The organism is Serratia sp. root2, from assembly GCF_031931805.1.
GTDB lineage: Bacteria > Pseudomonadota > Gammaproteobacteria > Enterobacterales > Enterobacteriaceae > Serratia > Serratia inhibens.
Genome location: NZ_JAUJXB010000001.1, coordinates 2839138 through 2857716 on the forward strand (window position 1 = coordinate 2839138; position 18579 = coordinate 2857716).

Here is an 18579-nt window from a genome sequence, read left to right on the forward strand (position 1 = left end):
CGTCTGGGCTAAGCTCTGACGGCGAAATAAACAACAAGGGATAATCCGATGATTGAACTCAGGGACATGAGCCCGCAAGAATTTGAGCGCTATCGCACCCACGGTATCGAAGAATACGCTAAGGATCTGGCGCGCGTACTGCTGTTGAACCGGGAGCAGGCGCTGGTTGAAGCTGCCGCCTCCTTCAATGACTCGTTGCCCAACGGGGCGACAACGTCGGGCCATCGGCTGGTTTGCGCTCGGTTGGCGGGCTCGACAGAAAATATCGCCCTCGTTTGGTACGCCATAGAACAACGAACTTACGGCAAGCAGCTGTTTATATATGATTTTGAAGTGGAAACCGCCTGGCGCGGCAAAGGTTACGGCGAGCAAATTCTGAACGCGGTGCTGGACGCCGGCCGGGCCGACGGTGCGGAATATGCCGAGCTGGCGGTCTTCAACGACAACCCGACTGCGGCGCGGCTGTACGCCCGGCTGGGCTTCAAGCCGGTCAACACCCGCATGCATCGCAGGCTGTAAACCGTGCCTTTCCTCCTCTCAGGCATTTTCAAAGGGCCAATAAACATGTATTTTATATGCAACATATAAAATCATTTTGTTCGCCCGCCACGCGCCGGCAACGCCAAGCCTCAGGAGAGACGCATGAACGATCTGCTTTGTTATAAAACGCTGCCGCAATGGAACAGCGCCACGCTGCCAGCCACCTTCCAGCAACAACACAACACCCAGGCCGGTACCTGGGCCAGGCTTACTCTGCTGAGCGGCACCCTGACCTTCGCGCTGATGACGCAAGAGGGCGAAACCACCGAAACCTGGCAGTTCAGCCCCGAGAGCCAACCGCCGTTTATCGAACCGCAGCAATGGCACCGCATCGTTTCATTCTCGGACGACATGATCTGCCAACTGGCTTTCTACTGTTCGCAGGAAGATTACTACGCTAAAAAATATGAGCTGACACGCACCCATTCGGAAGTGATCGAAGCCGCGCGGCAAATCGCCCCCGGCAAGACGCTGGATCTGGGCTGCGGCGGCGGGCGCAATTCACTTTATCTCAACCTGAAAGGCTTTGACGTCACCGCCTGGGACAAACACTTGCCGTCGATTGAGAAGCTCAACGGCATCATCGACGGCGAAGCCTTGTCGCACATCCGCGCCGGCGCGCAGGATCTCAACACCCACTCTGTCAGCGGCGAATACGACTTTATTCTTTCCACCGTGGTGTTCATGTTCCTTAACCGAGAGCGGATCCCCTCCCTGGTGCAAGAGATGCGCAATGGCACCCTCAACGGCGGCCATAACCTGATCGTCGCGGCGATGGATACCCCGGATTACCCTTGCAGCCTGCCTTTTCCGTTCACCTTTAAACCGGGTGAGCTTAAAGACTATTACCGGGGCTGGGAAATCCTCAAATACAACGAGGACGTTGGCCAACTGCACAAAACCGACGCCGCCGGCAACCGCATTTCCCTGCGTTTCGCCACGCTGCTGGCGCGTAAGCCTTAACCCGGAACAAAACATTGGCGTTCGTCACAGCGGATTTTGACTGACGCCATTTTCGGCAAACAACATGAAGTTTATTACGTTGCCAACCCAGCTCCACAGCGTTAGGATCGCGGCCGGCTACGGGCGTAGCCAGTTTTTTTGCCTGTCAGTTCCGCGCATGGAGAGGTTATTGTGTTAGAAAGTTTTGGCGTCCTGAATCTCTGGACCTATCTGGCCGGGGTGGTTTTCATCATCATCCTGCCGGGCCCGAATACGCTGTACGTACTGAAAACCGGGGTTTCACGTGGCGTACGCGCCGGCTATACCGCTGCGCTGGGCGTGTTTATCGGCGATGCGATCCTGATCTTCTGCGCCTATATCGGCGTGGCTTCGTTGATCCGTACCACACCGTTCCTGTTTACCCTGGTGCGTTTTCTCGGTGCGATTTACCTGCTGTTCCTGGGCGCAAAAATCCTCTACGCCACCTTTATCCAGAAAAACGCAGCGCAACAACAGCAGGTGGAAGGCAGCCACAGCATCCTGCGCAAATCGCTGACGCTGAGCCTGACCAACCCGAAGGCGATTTTGTTTTACGTGTCGTTCTTCGTGCAGTTTATCGATTTCAACTATGCCCACACCGGCCTGTCGTTCACTATCCTGGCCGTGATCCTCGAGTCGGTCAGCTTTATTTACATGACCACGCTGATCTTCTCCGGCGCGATGCTGGCGCACTTCTTTAACCATAAGAAAGGGCTGGCAAAACTGGGCAACGGCCTGATTGGCCTGCTGTTCCTCGGCTTCGCCACCCGCCTGGCGACGCTCAGTTCGTAATCTCTGTTTAGCAACGGCTGAGCGTCTCAGCCGTTCCCTCCTCGCAAACTGTCACGCAGCACAAACCGAATGTCAGGCAGACAAAAGGCGATCCCGGCCGCCTGTTGTAGGCTTTGAAGGTTAACGATAACGACCTTTTTTGTCTGACAGGAGGGCGTATGCCTGACAATACCCAAGCAGTGATGGACAGCGTTTCGCGTTTTCTCGATCGTCAACACGGGCTGTATATCGACGGCCAATGGTGTGAAGCCAGCGCCGATGGCCGGTTGGCGGTGTATAACCCCGCCGACGGGCAGCAAATCTCCTCCACCGCCGATGCCAACGCGCAGGACGTAGCCCGTGCGGTGCAATCGGCCCATAAAGCCTTCACAACCGGGGTCTGGGCACAGCGCTTGCCGGCCGAACGCGAGCGTATCTTGCTGCGCTATGCCGATCTGGTTGAACAACACGCCGAAGAGCTGGCCCAGTTGGAAACGCTGGAACAAGGCAAATCGATCAATATCGCACGCGCCTTTGAAGTGGGCTGTACGCTGAACTGGATGCGCTATACCGCCGGGCTGACCACCAAGATTGTCGGCCAGACCCTGGATGTGTCGATCCCGATGCCGCCGGGGGCAAAATATCAGGTCTATACCCGTAAAGAGCCGATTGGCGTGGTGGCCGGCATCGTGCCATGGAACTTCCCGCTGATGATCGGCATGTGGAAGGTGATGCCGGCGCTGGCGGCGGGCTGCTCGATCGTGATCAAGCCGTCTGAAACCACCCCGCTTACCCTGCTGCGCATGGCCGAACTGGCCACCGAGGCCGGCGTTCCGCCGGGCGTATTTAACGTGGTGACCGGCCGTGGCACCGGTTGCGGCAAGGCGCTGACCGAACACCCGCTGATCGCCAAAGTGAGCTTTACCGGCTCCACCCCGGTCGGTAAAAACATCGCACGCACCGCAGCGGATCGCCTGACGCGCGTCACGCTGGAGCTGGGCGGTAAAAACCCGGCCATCGTGCTGAAAGACGCGGATCCGCAGCAGGTGATCGAAGGCCTGATGATGGGCAGTTTCCTCAACCAGGGCCAGGTGTGCGCCGCCAGCTCGCGGATTTACATCGAAGCGCCGATTTACGACAGACTGGTGGCCGGGTTCGAGCAGGCGGTGAAATCGCTGTCGGTCGGGCCGGGCATGGACGCCACTGCACAGATAAATCCGCTGGTCTCACGCGATCACCGCAATAAAGTGGCGGCCTATCTGGACGATGCCAGAGCCAAGCACGCAGAGTTGATCAGCGGCGCAGCCGGGCCGGATCCGCAAGGATTCTACATCCCGCCGACGCTGGTGATTAACCCGGACGACAAGCTGAACCTGACGCGTGAAGAAGTGTTTGGCCCGGTGGTCAACCTGATCCGGGTAGCGGACGCCGAAGAGGCGCTGAGCAAAGCCAACGACACCGACTACGGCCTGACCGCCAGCCTGTGGACCACCAGCCTGCAACAGGCGATGGCTTTGACGCCGCGCATTCAGGCCGGTACGGTGTGGGTCAATACGCATACGTTGATAGACGCCAACATGCCGTTCGGCGGTTTCAAACAGTCCGGCAGCGGCCGCGACTTCGGCCCCGACTGGCTGGACGCCTATACCGAAACCAAATCGGTGTGCATTCGCTATTGAGAATCGGCTAAATCATCAGGGCGCCGCCTGCGGCGCTACTGATACTGTTTGCGGTACTCGCTCGGCGAGACGCCAAAGCGGGCTTTGAAGGCGGTTGAAAAGTGGCTGTGATCGGTAAAACCCCAGTCATAGCCGATCGTGGCCAGTTTTTGCCGCCCCGGAACGCGACGCAAGGCCTGCGCGCAAAGATCCAGACGGCGGTTCTTGATGTACTGGGCAACCACCAGTCCCTGGCGGGCGAACATCCGATACAGGCTGCGTACCGAAACGCCGAGCTCCCCGGCGATCCACTCTGGGCGCAACTGTTCCGACTGAATATGCGTATCAATAAATGCCAGCGAACGGGCGAAAAGCTGCGGCTGCGCTTCGGATGTCACGTCAGGGTCGACAAGTGCCGGGCGCAACAACGTAGCCACCGCGTTCAGGATCGCCTCGCTCTCTGCAGCGCTCGTCTGCGGGTCTTGCATGCAGCCCAAGACCAGTTGCCGGCTGAGTCGCACCACGCTGTTCCCCGCCCCGATCCTTCGCGCGCACGGCAAATCGGTCACGCCCAGAGGGTGTTCGATATAGCTGCGCGGCATCAGTAAGGAAATTTGGCGGGAATCGTTTTGAAAGGTAAAGCTGCTGGGCCGAGAGGCGTCTATTAACGTAATGTCACCGGCGGACAACACGGCCTGCCGGTCGCCCTGCTCCATCAATGCGCTACCGCGCAGTTGAAAGACGGTAAAAAAGTGCGAACCGTCGCTGCGGGCAATCTCTTGTGGCGTGCGATACAACCGGGTTTGGGCGGCATCGACCACGCTCAGACGCAGCGCGTGCGCGCGAAACTCCTGTATCGCGCCGCTAAACCCCGGCCCCAGCGTCTTGGCGCAGAACCGGCCGCAGGCGGAATTGATTTTCCCCAGCCACGCCTCAAATCCGGCGTCTCTGACCTGTGCGGAAATTGCCATGATTTTCCCCTTCAAACATCAGCGATAAAACCGCGAGCAGTACTGAACAGAAATTCAACATAACAACCCGATAACGCACAATCAACGCCGGGATGGCGATCTGGCGCAGAGATCACAAATTGCCCATTTCGCCACGCATGAATGAAAAACCCGGCCGTAGCCGGGTCGGTCAAAGCAACGTTACCGACGCGCCGTTATGGCTGCGTATCCAGCAAATACCGGACCACGGCCGCGTACTCCTGCGCATAGCCGTCGACGCTGGTACTCGCCATACCGGCGTTATCGATCTTGTATTTGCCGGAAACATAAAACGATGGCGTCGCACGCACGTCCAGCGCCTTCACCGCCTCATTTTGCTTGGCGATCAGGCCTTTCACCAACAGGCTGTGGCGCGCGTTTTCATAAGCGGCCGCATCCACGCCGGCGGCGCTGAATACCCGCTGGATATCCTCAACGCTGTTGATGGCGCGCTTCTTTTGCAGCTCGTCAAACAGCGGCCCTTCAATTTTATCCTCAATCCCCAGCACCATCGCCACCGACCAGGCCTCGGTCAGCTCGTTGCCCAGTTTCCCCATCAGGCCAACGTGATATTTGGTCAGTTTACTGCCGGCAGGCAACGCCTGGCTGACGGTGCTGCCGACGTGGTAGGTATCGGCAAACTGATAGCAGGGGCCGCAGTAAAAAGAGAAGAATTCCACCACCGCAGGGGCGGAGGCCACCGGCTTATCCAGGCGGGTATATTGTTCGCCTTCGCGATAATCCGCCGCAGTAGCGGCAGGAAGCAATAACATCAGTAGTACAGCGGCGATTAACCGATTCATTGTAGCCATCATAAACACTCCCGTTTCAGATTCGACTATTGTCCCTAACGGCGGTGTTTATAATAAAATTATCGGCCCAAGGCCAGTTTTATTATCTTCTGTTTATAGGGCGTTGACACACATCAAAATCAAAGCCTGAAAACCGGCGTTTCATTGGTATTCTCTACCTCAACCACTATCCTTGAAAAAGGAGAGTGGTACGCAAAGGTCCCGCAGCTGGAACCGGCGCAATAGAGGTAAAAATGACAATGATTAATAAAAACGTGGGCGAATATGACTTCACTGCGGAAAAGAAAGGAGGGATGATCACCGGAACCATCAGCGGCGAGTTTCCGGACAGCGACGCCAACCTTCCTCTTCTGCCCTTCTCCGGCACCTTTTCGGCGTCTTCTGTCGCGGGGGCGGTTGCGGACATTACGCGACAGTTTCCTGACATAGAACCCGCGATCGTCGATTTACTGCGAGAAGAGATGCTCAAGGCTGGGTTTTAGCCCGTATTATTTCAATCGGTCTAAACTCCCCGATTAGAATAATCTTACTTACGGAATCTTTTCGGTTTGCCTACTCTTTCCATATTGCTAACCCCCCTGTCGGAAGATAATACTAGCCACCTCGATTTAGTTATAAAGGTTATATTATGCGTCGTATTCTGATGTTCATCAGCGCGGTGACTATTAGCGCAATGCTGTCCGGTTGTTTATTCCCACCTCCTGGTGGCGGTGGCGGTGGTGGTGGCGGCCGCGGCCCAGGTGGCCCCGGTTATCACTTTAACGCACCACGCTAAATAACAGCCCCTTTAATAGGGGGCTTAATAAAATATATTTATCAGAACTCAGGATGTAATAATGAAAAAAATGATGCTTATCATTACCGCCGTGATGGCGTTAAATAGCGTACAGGTCTTCGCGGCACCACCGGTAAATGAACCTAATGAAAAACCGATGACTCACCAGAATAATAAAAAACCGCATGGCAATAAAATACAACCAAAGCCGCATTACAATAAAAAACCGATCAAGAAGACGCACAACCCAGCGCCGGAAAAACGCGCGTCAGAGGCTCGCTTCGACCGCAACAAGCATACCGGATATTAAATCTGCGTCAGCGGTGGCTGACGCAGCACGGTAAGGTTAGTTTTTGTGCAGTTGAATGCGCACTACGCTTTCCGGTTTGCCGGCCTTGGTGCTTGCGCCGTCATTTTTCACCGTCACGAACAGCACATTGTTGCGCGTATCCAGCGCCAGGCTGTTAGGGTGCGGTGGCAGTGCCACGGTTTGCAGGCGCTTGAGGCTGTTCGAATCAAACACCGTCAAGGTGCCTGCCCCCTGATCGACGCGGATCCCATTACGGTTGGCAACGTACACGCGTTGATTGCTGTCGTCCAACAACAGGCCGATCGGCACTTCATCCGTCAGTTCGCTGGCCAGCACCTTGCCGCTGTCCGCATCCAGAGCAAACACCCGGTGCCCGCTGCTGCGCTTGGCATAGTCGCGCTCCAGATGAGTGTTACGGTAGTCGTCACGATCGATCCCCTGATCCACCCCTAACAAACGGTTATTCTTGCCGTCATACACCAGATTCAGCAATTGATCCGCCTGGATCTCTTTTGTCGAGGTGATCGCCAGCGTATCGGCATTCAGGGTGATCAACTGCCCCTGCATGTTGGAGACAAATACCCGTCGCCCTTTCTCGTCGAGGGTGATGCCCACCGCGTTATAACCAAAACCGGGAATGATTTTTTCCAGCTTGTTATTGCGGGTGTCGACCACAAACAGCACGCTATCCACGCCAAACCCCAGCCCCGGCAGGAACAGGCGGCCGGTCTGCGCGTCATATTTCACCTCGCGGATCCGGTACTGGTAATCCTCGGTAATCTTGAAGCGCTTAAGCTCCTTGAGCAGGAACTCCAGCCGTTTGCCGCTGATGCCCGCCTGTTTGTAGGTCTGCTCGAGCTGGGTCTTTTCGGTCACCGGGATGCTGCTCAGCGCACGGTTGGTCTGAGTATCCACCACGCCGACCGAGCCGTTGAAACCCTGCGTCAGATACAGTCGTTTACCTGCGTCATCCAGCGCCACGCCAAACCCCTTAACCTGCAGCGGGATCTCCGCCTGCACCGCCAGCGTTGCCGGATCCAGGCGCAAGACGCGGGAACGCGCCTCCTCCTTCCAGTCCGGCGCGCTGACAAACAGCGACTGCTGGCTCGGGCTGTAGGCTATTTCCACCAGCGCAGACGACAGCGGTTGACGCTGGATATCCTCTGGTTTGATCTCGGCATCGCGGGCCTGTGCCGCACCGGCCACCACCAACGACGTTGCGATCAACAGCGACAGTAAGGCGCGGGGTGTTCCTATTGTTCCAGACATCCGTTTATCTCCTTGAAATAATAAAGCCAGTTAGGGTGAACAACGTCATTCCTGCGGTGCCGGCGACAGGGCCGACAGCGGGATATCCCCGCCGGTATGCTGCGCAAAATGTGAGAACACGTGCTGAATGGTGCCGGCGATCAGCCCCGCCTGTTGAGCGGTGTAGTGATCGGTGCGGTAGGTCATCATCACGCGCAGGGATTTCACGCCGTCTAGGTTTTCCTCCATCACCTCAAATTGCAGGCCAAGCAGCGATTCGGTTTTTTCCGGCTCCACCTGACGGTAAGCCACCGTACTGCCGTCTTGCAGAGTGAATTCCCCGTTCAGCTTGATGCGGCTGTGGATCTGAATGAACACTTCGAACATGTGATTCTTGCGATCGGCGTGCGCGCCAAACAGCCCCTCCTCCACCAGATCGATCGGGATATCGGTGTAGGGCATCGAGCCGTTGATGGTGTTTTTGACCTGGTCGATCAGCCCCGCCAGCGTCAGCGAGTCAGCGAAACGTACCCGGTGCACGACCACGGTGGTGAAGTAGCCAATGGTGTCGAAGAATTCGGCGTCGTTACGGCCGGAGGTAGAGGTGCCTACCAGCAGATCCGCCGGGCCGCCAAGCAGGCGCAGGGCAGAGGTAATACCGGCGTAGACCACGTTGAACAGCGAAGCGTTGTTCTTTCTGGCCTGAGCGTACAGCCCATCCGCCACCGCCGGATCGACATCGAACTCCAGCCACCCGCCATTGACGTCGGCCTCTGCCGGTACCGCAGGATGGTGTGAAGGCTCCTGCCGGAACAAAGGTTGGCCGACCGGTGCATCGCGCAGGTTATCGAGCCAGTAATCCAGGTGCTTTTGCCTGACGCCGCTCGCCTGTTGCTGCCGGGCGAAGGCATAAAACTGCGGCACCTCGGTTTTCCACATCGGCGACTGCCCCGCCACGCGATAGCGATAGGCAATGCCCAGTTCTTCCATCATCAGGTTCAGCGACCACTCATCCAGCACCACATGGTGGAACAGCAGCGAGAGCAACTGCCGGCCCGTTGCCGCGTCGCGCAGGAAGGTGGCGCGCAGCGGCAGCTCGGCGGCCAGGTTAAAGCGGTGTTCACCGGCTTTGGCCAGCATGTCGCTCGCGTCGCCGGGCGGGGTTTCATGGGAGAAACGAAACCAGGCATAGTCCGGCAGCTCAAGGGCCGGCACCACCTGCTGACGCACCTCGCCTTGCCACTCGATAAACAGCGAGCGCAATACGCTATGGCGTACCATCACGTCAATAAACGCCTGGCGCAATGCCTCTTCATCCACAGGATCGAGGAAGCCGATGGCAAACGGCAGGTTGAAGATTTCGTCGTGACCAAAGGCTTCGTAAACTTTCCACAAAGAGTGCTGTGCCAGTGACAGCGGCGCCTGTACCGTTTCGCCCTGATCCTGCGTGACTACCTCCGCCACCGGGGCCGCAGCCGCCTGCCGTTTCGCGTAAACCGACAGCCCGCGAGCGGTGGCATGGCTGAACAGATCGTTAATGTTAAGCTCGATGCGATGCAGGCTAAGCAGCCGACCGATAACGCGGGTCGCCACCAGCGAGTGCCCGCCGCGATCGAAGAAATCTTCATCGAGGGTCATCTCCGGCGCAGCCAGCGCGTCGCGGAATTCCGCCAAAATCAGCTGCGCGATCTCTTCATCTGCTCCGTCGTCTATCGCCGTACCGCTGTTGTCCGGCACCATAGGCCATTCACTGGCGGGAAGCGGCGCCGCCGTTATCCTCTGCCCGGCAAGGGAAGCGACAAACTGTTCCAGCAGGAAAGGCGCTGCATGCGGAGTTAATCTTGGGTCTGCGACCAGCTCCAGCAGCACAGAGTCGGGATCCGGCAGGCTGAGGGCCAGCACCAGTTCAAAGGGGGTATGCAGCGGCGGCAACAACAGGCGCACGGCGCTCACGCCATCCAGTTGCAAAGCCACCGACGGATCCGCCAGCCAGGTCACCAGCATTTGGGCCAGGGCGGGGTTCGGCTCTTCCGCCGTTTGTTGCGCCAACAGCCTGTTCAATGGCTCAGGGTCATGGTGTTGCAAAGTCAGGCGCTTCAAGCGGGCGGTACCCGTCCAGCACTCCAGACCGATAGCCTCTTGCGCATCGCCTTGAGGCACGCACAGTTGCAGCGGCTGCCCGCCGGCCTGAGCGGAGATAAAGCCGGCGAAGCGAACGGCGACCGCCGCCAGCAACTGTGCCGGGTTTTCTGCGGCTGGCAATATCCTGCGCGCAACACGGGCCGCGACGCGTACACCGGCCTGCGCCAGAATGCCATCCTGCTGCACGGCCGGACGATAATCCCGCAGCGCCGCCGCATGGCGCGGCCACGGCAGCACCAGGCCGGTACTTTCCGACAATCGCGCATTTAACCCCATCTGTGGCGGGGCGGCATAAATCGATGCCGGCTCCTGCCGGTTATAGAGTGCCGACAACCGGGTCAATAAGTGCCGGCATGACAACGTTTCAGCCAAAATATCGTGCGCAACCACGCCCAGCACGGCGTTTGCGCCCGTGAACAACAAAAAGCGCAACGGCGCTTCCCGCGCCAGCTCAAGCGGTGTGGCCTGCGCCTGCAACAAACGGCTGACTGCCTGTTCCTCGCTCGTCACCGGTTGAATGCTCACCGGGTTCAGCGGCGCATTGCCGCGCAGCTTGCGCAAACCCAGTTCATCATCGAAATCATAGCGGACGTCCAGCTCCGGCATCTGCCGCGTAAGGGCCTCCAGCGCACTGACCAACCTGCCGATATCCGGCTCACCGCCCAATCGCCACGCCATCGCCTGTTGGCTGCCGCCGTCTCCCCGCTGCTGGTGGGTGAACCACGCCAGCTCTTCCGCCTCACTCAAAGGCTGCGAGGCATCCGCCGCCCGCTCGCCCAGCGTCTTGAACGCCAGATCCAGACGCTGGGCCTCGTCGTCGCTCAGAATATTGTCAAAATAACCGCTCACTGCTCTATCTCCTTGTGTCCGGTCGCACCGGAACGTCGGGGAACGCTTGTCACGAAAAGGGGCGTTTGCACGCCCCACAGGCAACTGACAAAGCCCGTTATCAGAATGTCAGTTCCAATGCGGCACCGATCATGCGCGGGCGCTGCTGGGTCGCGGTATAAACGTCGTTGCTGCTGACCATCACGCGGCGTTCCGAGTCAAACAGGTTCTGCGCATACAGGGTGGCGCGGCCATAGGCGAAGGTGTACGCCAGTTGGGTATTCGCCGACCAGTAAGAACCGATACGCCCGCGTGAGTCGTTGTCGTACTGCGAGTAGTAGGAGTCCGAGAACGCCACGTTGCCGCTCAGTTCCAGACCGGCCATCAGCTGGTACCTGGCACCCATGTTGGCGGTATACGCCGGCGCACGCGCCAGTTCGTGCCCATCTACGCCGCTGCCCGAGAACTTCTTGATCTTGGTCTTCAGCAGGCCGACGTTACCGAACAGCTCGAAGTCCCAACGCGGCTGCCAGGTCGCCCCCATTTCCGCACCGTAGGTTTCCACCTTGTCGGCATTGCGGATCACGCTGGAGTTCTCACTCAACGAGTAAGGCAGCTGCATGTCCTTGTAGTCGTTGTAGAAAATGTTGCTGGTCAGAATGACGTTGGCGTCTTTCAGGTGGTGGCGGGAATACAGCTCATAGTTCCAGACATATTCGGAACCGTAGGTGTAGCTGACCACCGGCGTGCCGATAGTGATGCCGGCGCCGCCGGCGTTATAGCCGCGCGCCACTTTGACGCCGTAGGTCTGCGTGTCCGTCGGTTTCCAGGCCAGATCCAGCTTCGGCAGGAATACATCGTAGGTTTCGTCGAAATCGATACGCACGGCATTGCTGCCACCGTTGCGCCGGCGATGTTCACGTTCGACACGGCTGGCGGCCGTGATATCCACCTGCGGCGTGATGGCGTAGGTCAGTTCGGCAAAGGCCGAGTTAGTGTCGGTTTTATCCTTGAAGCTGGAACCGCCGAAAATATTAACGAACTCATCCTGCTTGGCGTGGAAATACCGCAACCCCGCCAGCCCGCGCAGGCGGCTGTCAGGCCCGCCAAAGCGCGCCACCGGCTCCACATGCACCTCTTTACCGTCGATTTCTGCATACTGAATGTTGTAGGCCGTAGGACGGTTAATGTTGAAGTCGGTGTAAATAACGCGGTTTTCCAACGTCAGACTGTCGGATTGCTCCCAGGCCAGATCCCAGACACTGCTGTTGGTGTTGCTTTTAAATACGGCACGGCGTGGATCGTGGCGCGGGTTGGTCGGGTGAACCAGCGGGTTAAGGCTCTCGTTTTGCGGTGAGGTGCTGCCGAAATGGTTAAAGGTCAGCTTGGTGGTCAATTCACGCATCCCTGCCGGGTTGAACAACAGTTTGGCGCGAGCGGTGGTGGCTTCAACCTCACGAGGATCGCCTACCGGTTCATAGGCGGGAAGGTCGACATCGCTGCGGCGACGCTGACGATCGACGCTGACGCGGAACGCCAGTTGGTCCTCCACCAGCGGGCCGGAGGCCATGGCGGACAGCTGTGAAGAATGCTGGTTGCCGGCTCCGCCCTTGAAGGCGCTTTCCCAGTCGAAAGTCGGATCCTTGCTGGTCATCACGATGGCGCCGGCAATGGCGTTGCGCCCCTGAATATAGCTCTGCGGGCCGAGGAACACTTCAACGCGATCCAGATCCCACAGCGACTGCGGACCATATGCCTGCTCGTTATAGGTCAGAGAGCGGCCGTCCATTGACAGATTGAGGCGCGGGCGGGTGCCGCTGAGGAAAGCATTGGCGCCGACGTTCGGGCCGGAACCGTCTATACCGCGCACGGTCGGCAAATTGTTGCCGATACCCAAATCGACCACGTTGGGGGTCATACGCAGCAAATCAGTGACCTGCAACGCATTCGGCATGGCAGAAATACGTTCGCTGTCGAACACTTGCACGCTGGAGCCGGTATCGAAAATGGTGCGTTTAATTTTTTCGCCGGTGACCAGCAGGCTCTCCGAGTCCTGCCAATTGTCTTGACGTTTGCCTTCTGCGGCTTCCTGCACCTTATCGTCCGGCACTGCTGCGTTAACGTTCCCCACAGACACCGAGCAAAGCCCTAAAAAGAGTGAGGAAAATGCCCCGATGGCCTGTAAGCCTGCTTTTTCCCTGTTTCCTACGGTTTTATGCCTTTGAGCCGCTGAATGCTTGCTCATAGATGTATTCTCCTTTCATCCCAGATGCACAAAAATTTGATTGTTTTCACATAGGTAACGACGCTGATACTCACACTAACAATGGCGGTGCGGCCTTCCTGACCTTGCTATTGCCTATCCCTGCAGCAGACGGCCTCCCCCCAGACGCACAGCGGGCGGATGCAGTATTTTTGTCTGGAAACGTAAAGAAATGTTAATAATGATAATATTTTACATATTTTAATGCAAATCATTATCAATAAGACCAATAAAACAGACTCATAGAGAAACGGCAGGAAGACCCAAAAAATCGTTTTTTTCGTCATTTGAAATCGCAATAATTTCTTTAAAAATTAATACAAAACATAATTATATCAAAAATAGCCATTTACCTTACGGGGGCGATACTCATTCCGGCCCTCATGACGACTTCGTTTTACAACAACAAATAAAAATAGTAATAATTTTCATTCCCATTAACATTGACATATATTCTTCCCGTCTCTAAATACTGATGGAAACCCAATGAAAGCGTTGACCACGATGCAGGCCGCCTACTGGGTGGGCCGGCAATCCGAAGCGCCGCTGGGGGGCGTCTCCGCCCACCTGTATGCGGAATTTAACGGCTGCGACCTGGACGTCGAACGACTGAGACAGGCCGTGACCGCCCTTTATTTGCACCACCCGATGCTGCGCCTGCGCATCACGGCGGACGGTCAACAGACCATTGATGCCTGCGGTCCGCGCCATTGCCTGCATATCGACGATTTCCGCCACACTGGCGTCCCCGAGGCAGCCAATGCGCTGAGCGCCAAACGCCGGCAAAAAAGCAGCCAAAAATTGCCGCTGGAACAGGGCATTCCCTGTGATATCAGCCTCAGCCTGCTGCCTGACGGCCACTGCCGGCTGCATGTGGATTTGGACATGATCGCCGGTGATGCCATGGGATTTCGCGTGTTGATGGAGGATCTGGCGCGGTTTTATCACCACTGCCCGGCCGCCCCCGACAACGACGGCGTGACCTATTTTGACTATCTGGACCGGCACCATGCCGACACGGAACTGCAGCAGCGGCGAGCCCGCGCTCAGGCCTGGTGGCGCGAACGCCTGGCGCAACTGCCGCCCGCGCCCCACTTGCTGCGCGCACCGGAACGCTGCCAGAGCGATCGGCTGGCGCTTCAACTGAACGCCACAGAGGCTCAGGCGCTGGCCGATGCCGCCAAAGCGCACCGCGTCACGCTTTCCTCTCTGTTTCTGGCACTGTTTGCCCTTACCGTCGGCCATGGCTGGAACCTGAGACGCTTCCGGCTCAACGTGCCGCTGTTCCACCGGGATGCGGAAGGCGTAGAGGGCATCATTGGCGACTTCTCCAATTTGGTGCTGCTCGGCGTGGCGCTTAATCCGGCGGAAAACTTGCCTGCCTTCTGTCGCCGCCTGATGGATCAACTGGCGGAATTGCTAGCCCATGCCGACTACCCGGGTGTGAGCGTGATGCGTGACCTGTCGCGCCTGCACGGCAGCATGCAACCTTCGCCGGTGGTGTTCACCGCCGGTTTCGGCATCCGTGGTAAAACGCTGTTTTCCGACCAGGTCACCCGTACCTTCGGTCCGCTGGACTGGGTGATTTCCCAGGGCCCGCAGGTGGCGCTGGACGCCCAGGTGGCGCACGCCAACGGCGGTATTTTGATCAACTGGGATCTGCGGCTGGATGCCTTCCCGGACCGGTTGCCGCAACAGCTGTTTGCCACCTATAGCGCCCTGTTGCAGCAGGCGGCACGCCACCCCGACAGTTTCAGGCGGCCATTGGCGCAGTTGCTGTCACAGTGCTTACCGGAAACCCAGGCCCCGGTACGCCAGCTGTTGCACCGGCTGTTGGCGCGTATAGCGCCGGACGCCAGGCTGCGCGACGGTGACGACATCACCGCCCTGCCACTGCAGGAAGACGCGTTGCTCGCCCTGCTCGGGGTGCTCAATAAATACCTGCCGGTCGCCTTGACCCCGCAAGATCTGGCGGCCCACCCCACTCCGGCCACGCTGGCCGCGCTGATCTGCGAGCGTGACCCCAACGCCGCCGAAGGCGCGCAGATGCTGCTGAAGGTGCTGGCGCCTCAGGCCTGATATCGGCTTTGGGCGCGTAGCCTCACGCGCCCTGCGTTCTTTTTCATCGGTTAGCGACAATAGGGAAATACCATGGAGACACCATTAACCGCGCTGCAACAGGCTTACCTCCTCGGCCGCAGCGAACAATGGCCGCTCGGCGGCGTGGCGATGCACGATTTCCGCGAATACCGCGGCCAACGGCTGGATCTGGTACGGCTGGAAAACCGGCTGGCCGAGCTGGTGCAGCACTATCCCGCGCTGCGTACCTGCCTCGATCCCCAGCGTTTCACCCAGCGCGTACGGCCCGAAACCACGCTGAACCTGGATCGGTACGATCTGCGCTCGCTGGAGCATGATGCGGCGCAGCAACGGCTGGCCGCCCTGCGCGAACAGTATTCGCACCAGCGCCACGATCCCACGCAGCCGCTGTGGCGCATTGCCGCCATTCAGTTGCCGGAGATGCAGGACACTACCGGGCGCTACGACACCCTGATTTTCACCAGCTTCGACGCGCTGATCCTCGATGGTCAGGGGATTGCTACCCTGATCGCACGCTTGTTCGATGACGCTCCATTGCCGCCGATCGCACCACCCAACCCACCGGCTGCCGCATCGGCAGAACAGCGCCAGGCCGACGCCGCCTATTGGCAGACCAAACTTCAAGACGTCACTACGCCGTCGGCATTGCCGTGGCGCACCCCGCTGGCCAACATCAAAAGCTCTCGCTACCGGCGCGCCAGCCTGACCCTGCCGCGCGAAATGCTAAAAACCTTCTCACGCCTGGGATCTGCCCATTCGCTGCTGCGCAACAGCGCCCTTTCGGCGGTGATCCTCGATACGCTGGCGCAGTGGACCACCGACGGTGAGCTGTGCGTGGGCGTGCCGGTGGCGTTTCCTGCGGCGGGCGGTTCGCTCGGTAACGCCTCTACCTTTGTGGCCGTGCGTTATTCGCGCGAGGGCGGTACCTTTGTCAGCCGCGCGCAGGCATTGCAGAACGACATACTGGGCGCTCTCGACCACCTGGCGTTTTCCGGCGTCGATCTGGCGCGGCAGTTGCTGAACCGCAGCCAGGGCGCCCCGGCGCTGCCGGTCATTCTCACCAACTGCCTGAGCTGGGAGACGCTGCCGGCCGGCGAACCGGTACGCTACCACGACGGCCTGACCCAAACGCCGCAGGTCGCGATCGACATCCGTCTGACGCAGGACGCCGGCAAAAATCTGCAACTGTGCGTCGATTACGCCGAACAGGCGCTGGACGGCGAACAGGTGCAAGCAATGCTGGACGCCCTGCAACGCCGAGTGGAGCAAATGTGCCAGGACGGCGATCTGGAGATCGCCCCGGCGCGCTTTATCGATTATCGGCACTACCGCCATAACCACGGCGAAGCGGCATTCACCGCTTATCCCTATCTGGCGCAGCTGGCCGAACGGCTGTTCACCGATCCACAGCCGCGACCGGCGCTGATCTGCGATGAGCAGACCCTGTCTTATCCTGAATTGGGTCGCCAGGTCGGGGCCGTGATGGCCAATCTGCAACGGCGCAATCTGGGGCGCGGCAGCGTGCTGGCGCTGTATCTGGCGCGCAGCCCGGAACATGTGACTGTCTCCCTGGCCTGTGCTCTGCTGGGCATTATCTGGGTGCCGATCGACATCAACTCACCACCGGAACGCACCGCCTATCTGCTGAGCAACTGCCGGCCGGATCTGGTGGTGCATCAGGGCGAGCTGAATACCCCGCACGGGGTGACGCCGACAGAGTTGCTCGATCCGGCCGCGGGCACGCCTGAACTGCCGGGCAACCAGACGCTGACGGAACGCAGCGCAAGCACCGAGGCAAGCTATTATCTGTATACCTCCGGCACCACCGGCAAACCCAAATGCGTGGTGCTCAACAACCGCGCCACCGCCAACGTGGTTGGTCAGACTCTGCAACGCTGGGCGGTCACCGCCGATGATGTGTTTATCTCCGTGACGCCGCCGCACCACGATATGTCGATGTTTGACCTGTTCGGCTCGCTCAGCGCCGGTGCGACGCTGGTTCTGCCCGCGCCGCATCAGGAAAAAGACGCCATCAGTTGGAACCAGTTGGTGGAGCGTCACCGCGTCAGCCTGTGGTGCTCCGTGCCTGCGATCCTGGAAATGCTGCTCACCTGTAAAACGGCCGACAGCCTGCGTTCACTGCGGCTGGTGGCTCAGGGCGGCGATTACATCAAACCGGCGACGGTGCAGACGTTGCGTAGCCTGCGCCCGGACATCTGCCTGTTCTCACTCGGCGGCCCGACAGAAACCACCATCTGGAGCATCTGGCACCCGATCGCACCGCTGGACACCGGCACCGTGCCCTACGGCCAGCCATTGCCGGGCAACCAATACTTTATTTGCCATGACGACGGCACGCACTGCCCGGCCGGCGTGGTGGGCCGCATTCATACGGCGGGGGTGAATCTGGCGTTAGGCTATCTGGAAGACGGCGAAGTGAAGCAACATGACTTCGTCCCGTTGAATGGCCCCGACGGGCAACCGCTACGGGCCTTCCGCACCGGCGATCAGGGCTACTATCGCCCGGACGGCAATATCCTGTTCGCCAGCCGGGTGAACGGTTATGTGAAAATCCGCGGCGTGCGCGTTTCTCTGCCGGAGATCGAAGACGTGCTGCGCGGGCATGAGGAGATTCTGGACATTGTGGTCGTGGATTATCCGAGCGGGGAAAATGCCGAATCGACGCTGGGCGCGATGTACCTCACCCACAACGGCAAGCCGCTGTCGCTGGCGGATATTCGCGCCTTTTCGACCGGCTATCTGCCTTGTACTCATATCCCGACGCGCTTTATCCACGCCGAAGCGCTGCCGCTTTCCGGCAATGGCAAAACCGACCGTCACACTATCCGCAACGCGCTCGGGGCCGGGCGGGCAGCTCCCGGGTTGAATGCCTGTGCGGCACCTTTGCCGAGCGCGCCGCCGGCACAGAGCGGCAAAATTCTGACCATCTATCTGCAGGCCATCGGCACAGCGCCGCGTCCTGAGTGGGGGGAGGAAACCGCCTTTATTACCATGGGGCTAAAACTGCCGCACATCCGCCAGGTGGCTGCACAGCTTAATGACGCCTTTGGCACCCAACTGCCGCCAACGGTGCTGATCCCCTGCAAAAATGCACGGGAGGTCGCCGCGCTGCTGGCGCGCTAAGCGCCATTCCCCTCTGGG

The 18579-nt window shown here is 58.9% G+C and carries 13 protein-coding genes; 8 read left to right on the top strand and 5 right to left on the bottom strand.

Annotated elements, in window-relative coordinates:
• Positions 1-48: 48 nt before the first annotated feature.
• The 4 genes from QZQ97_RS13200 (at position 49) to QZQ97_RS13215 (ending at position 3971) form a co-directional block, all read left to right on the top strand.
• Positions 49-519, top strand: a complete 471-nt coding sequence (locus QZQ97_RS13200) for a GNAT family N-acetyltransferase (RefSeq protein WP_311993764.1) — start codon at positions 49-51, stop codon at positions 517-519.
• Positions 520-642: 123 nt separating this feature from the next.
• On the top strand, positions 643-1503 hold the full coding sequence (gene tehB / locus QZQ97_RS13205) for an SAM-dependent methyltransferase TehB (protein ID WP_311993765.1): 861 nt from the start codon (positions 643-645) through the stop codon (positions 1501-1503).
• Positions 1504-1674: 171 nt separating this feature from the next.
• On the top strand, positions 1675-2313 hold the full coding sequence (leuE, locus tag QZQ97_RS13210; RefSeq protein ID WP_311993766.1) for a leucine efflux protein LeuE: 639 nt from the start codon (positions 1675-1677) through the stop codon (positions 2311-2313).
• A gap of 158 nt (positions 2314-2471) precedes the next feature.
• Positions 2472-3971, top strand: a complete 1500-nt coding sequence (locus QZQ97_RS13215; protein WP_311993767.1) for an aldehyde dehydrogenase family protein — start codon at positions 2472-2474, stop codon at positions 3969-3971.
• Between the two features lie 35 nt (positions 3972-4006).
• Here the strand turns inward: QZQ97_RS13215 and feaR are convergent, their stop codons facing one another.
• The gene (gene feaR / locus QZQ97_RS13220) at positions 4007-4921 is read right to left on the bottom strand and encodes a transcriptional regulator FeaR (protein ID WP_311993768.1); all 915 of its coding nucleotides are present in this window, start codon (positions 4919-4921) and stop codon (positions 4007-4009) included.
• A 194-nt stretch (positions 4922-5115) separates the two neighbouring features.
• Positions 5116-5754 (bottom strand): DsbA family protein, encoded by a 639-nt coding sequence (locus QZQ97_RS13225; RefSeq protein WP_311993769.1) that lies wholly within the window; start codon positions 5752-5754, stop codon positions 5116-5118.
• Between the two features lie 230 nt (positions 5755-5984).
• Between QZQ97_RS13225 and QZQ97_RS13230 the strand changes: the two genes are divergently transcribed.
• Positions 5985-6233, top strand: a complete 249-nt coding sequence (locus QZQ97_RS13230; protein WP_311993770.1) for a hypothetical protein — start codon at positions 5985-5987, stop codon at positions 6231-6233.
• A 354-nt stretch (positions 6234-6587) separates the two neighbouring features.
• Positions 6588-6836 carry a hypothetical protein gene (locus tag QZQ97_RS13235; RefSeq protein WP_311993771.1) on the top strand — a complete coding sequence of 83 codons (249 nt, stop codon included), beginning with the start codon at positions 6588-6590 and terminating at the stop codon, positions 6834-6836.
• Between the two features lie 36 nt (positions 6837-6872).
• Here the strand turns inward: QZQ97_RS13235 and QZQ97_RS13240 are convergent, their stop codons facing one another.
• From QZQ97_RS13240 to QZQ97_RS13250, 3 genes are all read right to left on the bottom strand, one after another.
• Positions 6873-8105 (bottom strand): YncE family protein, encoded by a 1233-nt coding sequence (locus tag QZQ97_RS13240; RefSeq protein ID WP_311993772.1) that lies wholly within the window; start codon positions 8103-8105, stop codon positions 6873-6875.
• 45 nt (positions 8106-8150) lie between these two features.
• On the bottom strand, positions 8151-11075 hold the full coding sequence (locus QZQ97_RS13245; RefSeq protein WP_311993773.1) for a condensation domain-containing protein: 2925 nt from the start codon (positions 11073-11075) through the stop codon (positions 8151-8153).
• Positions 11076-11175: 100 nt separating this feature from the next.
• Positions 11176-13299 carry a TonB-dependent receptor gene (locus QZQ97_RS13250; protein ID WP_311993774.1) on the bottom strand — a complete coding sequence of 708 codons (2124 nt, stop codon included), beginning with the start codon at positions 13297-13299 and terminating at the stop codon, positions 11176-11178.
• Positions 13300-13803: 504 nt separating this feature from the next.
• On the opposite strand from QZQ97_RS13250, the gene QZQ97_RS13255 reads away from it, so the two are divergent.
• Complete coding sequence (locus tag QZQ97_RS13255; protein ID WP_311993775.1) at positions 13804-15396, top strand: condensation domain-containing protein; 1593 nt, start codon at positions 13804-13806, stop codon at positions 15394-15396.
• Between the two features lie 72 nt (positions 15397-15468).
• A complete protein-coding gene (locus QZQ97_RS13260; protein ID WP_311993776.1) occupies positions 15469-18561 on the top strand; it encodes an amino acid adenylation domain-containing protein in 3093 nt (1030 codons plus the stop codon).
• Positions 18562-18579: the final 18 nt, after the last annotated feature.

Coding starts and splice junctions, on each gene's coding strand:
- QZQ97_RS13200 (WP_311993764.1), top strand. CDS start 49: ATGATTGAACTCAGGGACATGAGCCCGCAAGAATTTGAGCGCTATCGC.
- tehB (WP_311993765.1), top strand. CDS start 643: ATGAACGATCTGCTTTGTTATAAAACGCTGCCGCAATGGAACAGCGCC.
- QZQ97_RS13215 (WP_311993767.1), top strand. CDS start 2,472: ATGCCTGACAATACCCAAGCAGTGATGGACAGCGTTTCGCGTTTTCTC.
- feaR (WP_311993768.1), bottom strand. CDS start 4,921: ATGGCAATTTCCGCACAGGTCAGAGACGCCGGATTTGAGGCGTGGCTG.
- QZQ97_RS13225 (WP_311993769.1), bottom strand. CDS start 5,754: ATGATGGCTACAATGAATCGGTTAATCGCCGCTGTACTACTGATGTTA.
- QZQ97_RS13230 (WP_311993770.1), top strand. CDS start 5,985: ATGACAATGATTAATAAAAACGTGGGCGAATATGACTTCACTGCGGAA.
- QZQ97_RS13235 (WP_311993771.1), top strand. CDS start 6,588: ATGAAAAAAATGATGCTTATCATTACCGCCGTGATGGCGTTAAATAGC.
- QZQ97_RS13240 (WP_311993772.1), bottom strand. CDS start 8,105: ATGTCTGGAACAATAGGAACACCCCGCGCCTTACTGTCGCTGTTGATC.
- QZQ97_RS13250 (WP_311993774.1), bottom strand. CDS start 13,299: ATGAGCAAGCATTCAGCGGCTCAAAGGCATAAAACCGTAGGAAACAGG.
- QZQ97_RS13255 (WP_311993775.1), top strand. CDS start 13,804: ATGAAAGCGTTGACCACGATGCAGGCCGCCTACTGGGTGGGCCGGCAA.
- QZQ97_RS13260 (WP_311993776.1), top strand. CDS start 15,469: ATGGAGACACCATTAACCGCGCTGCAACAGGCTTACCTCCTCGGCCGC.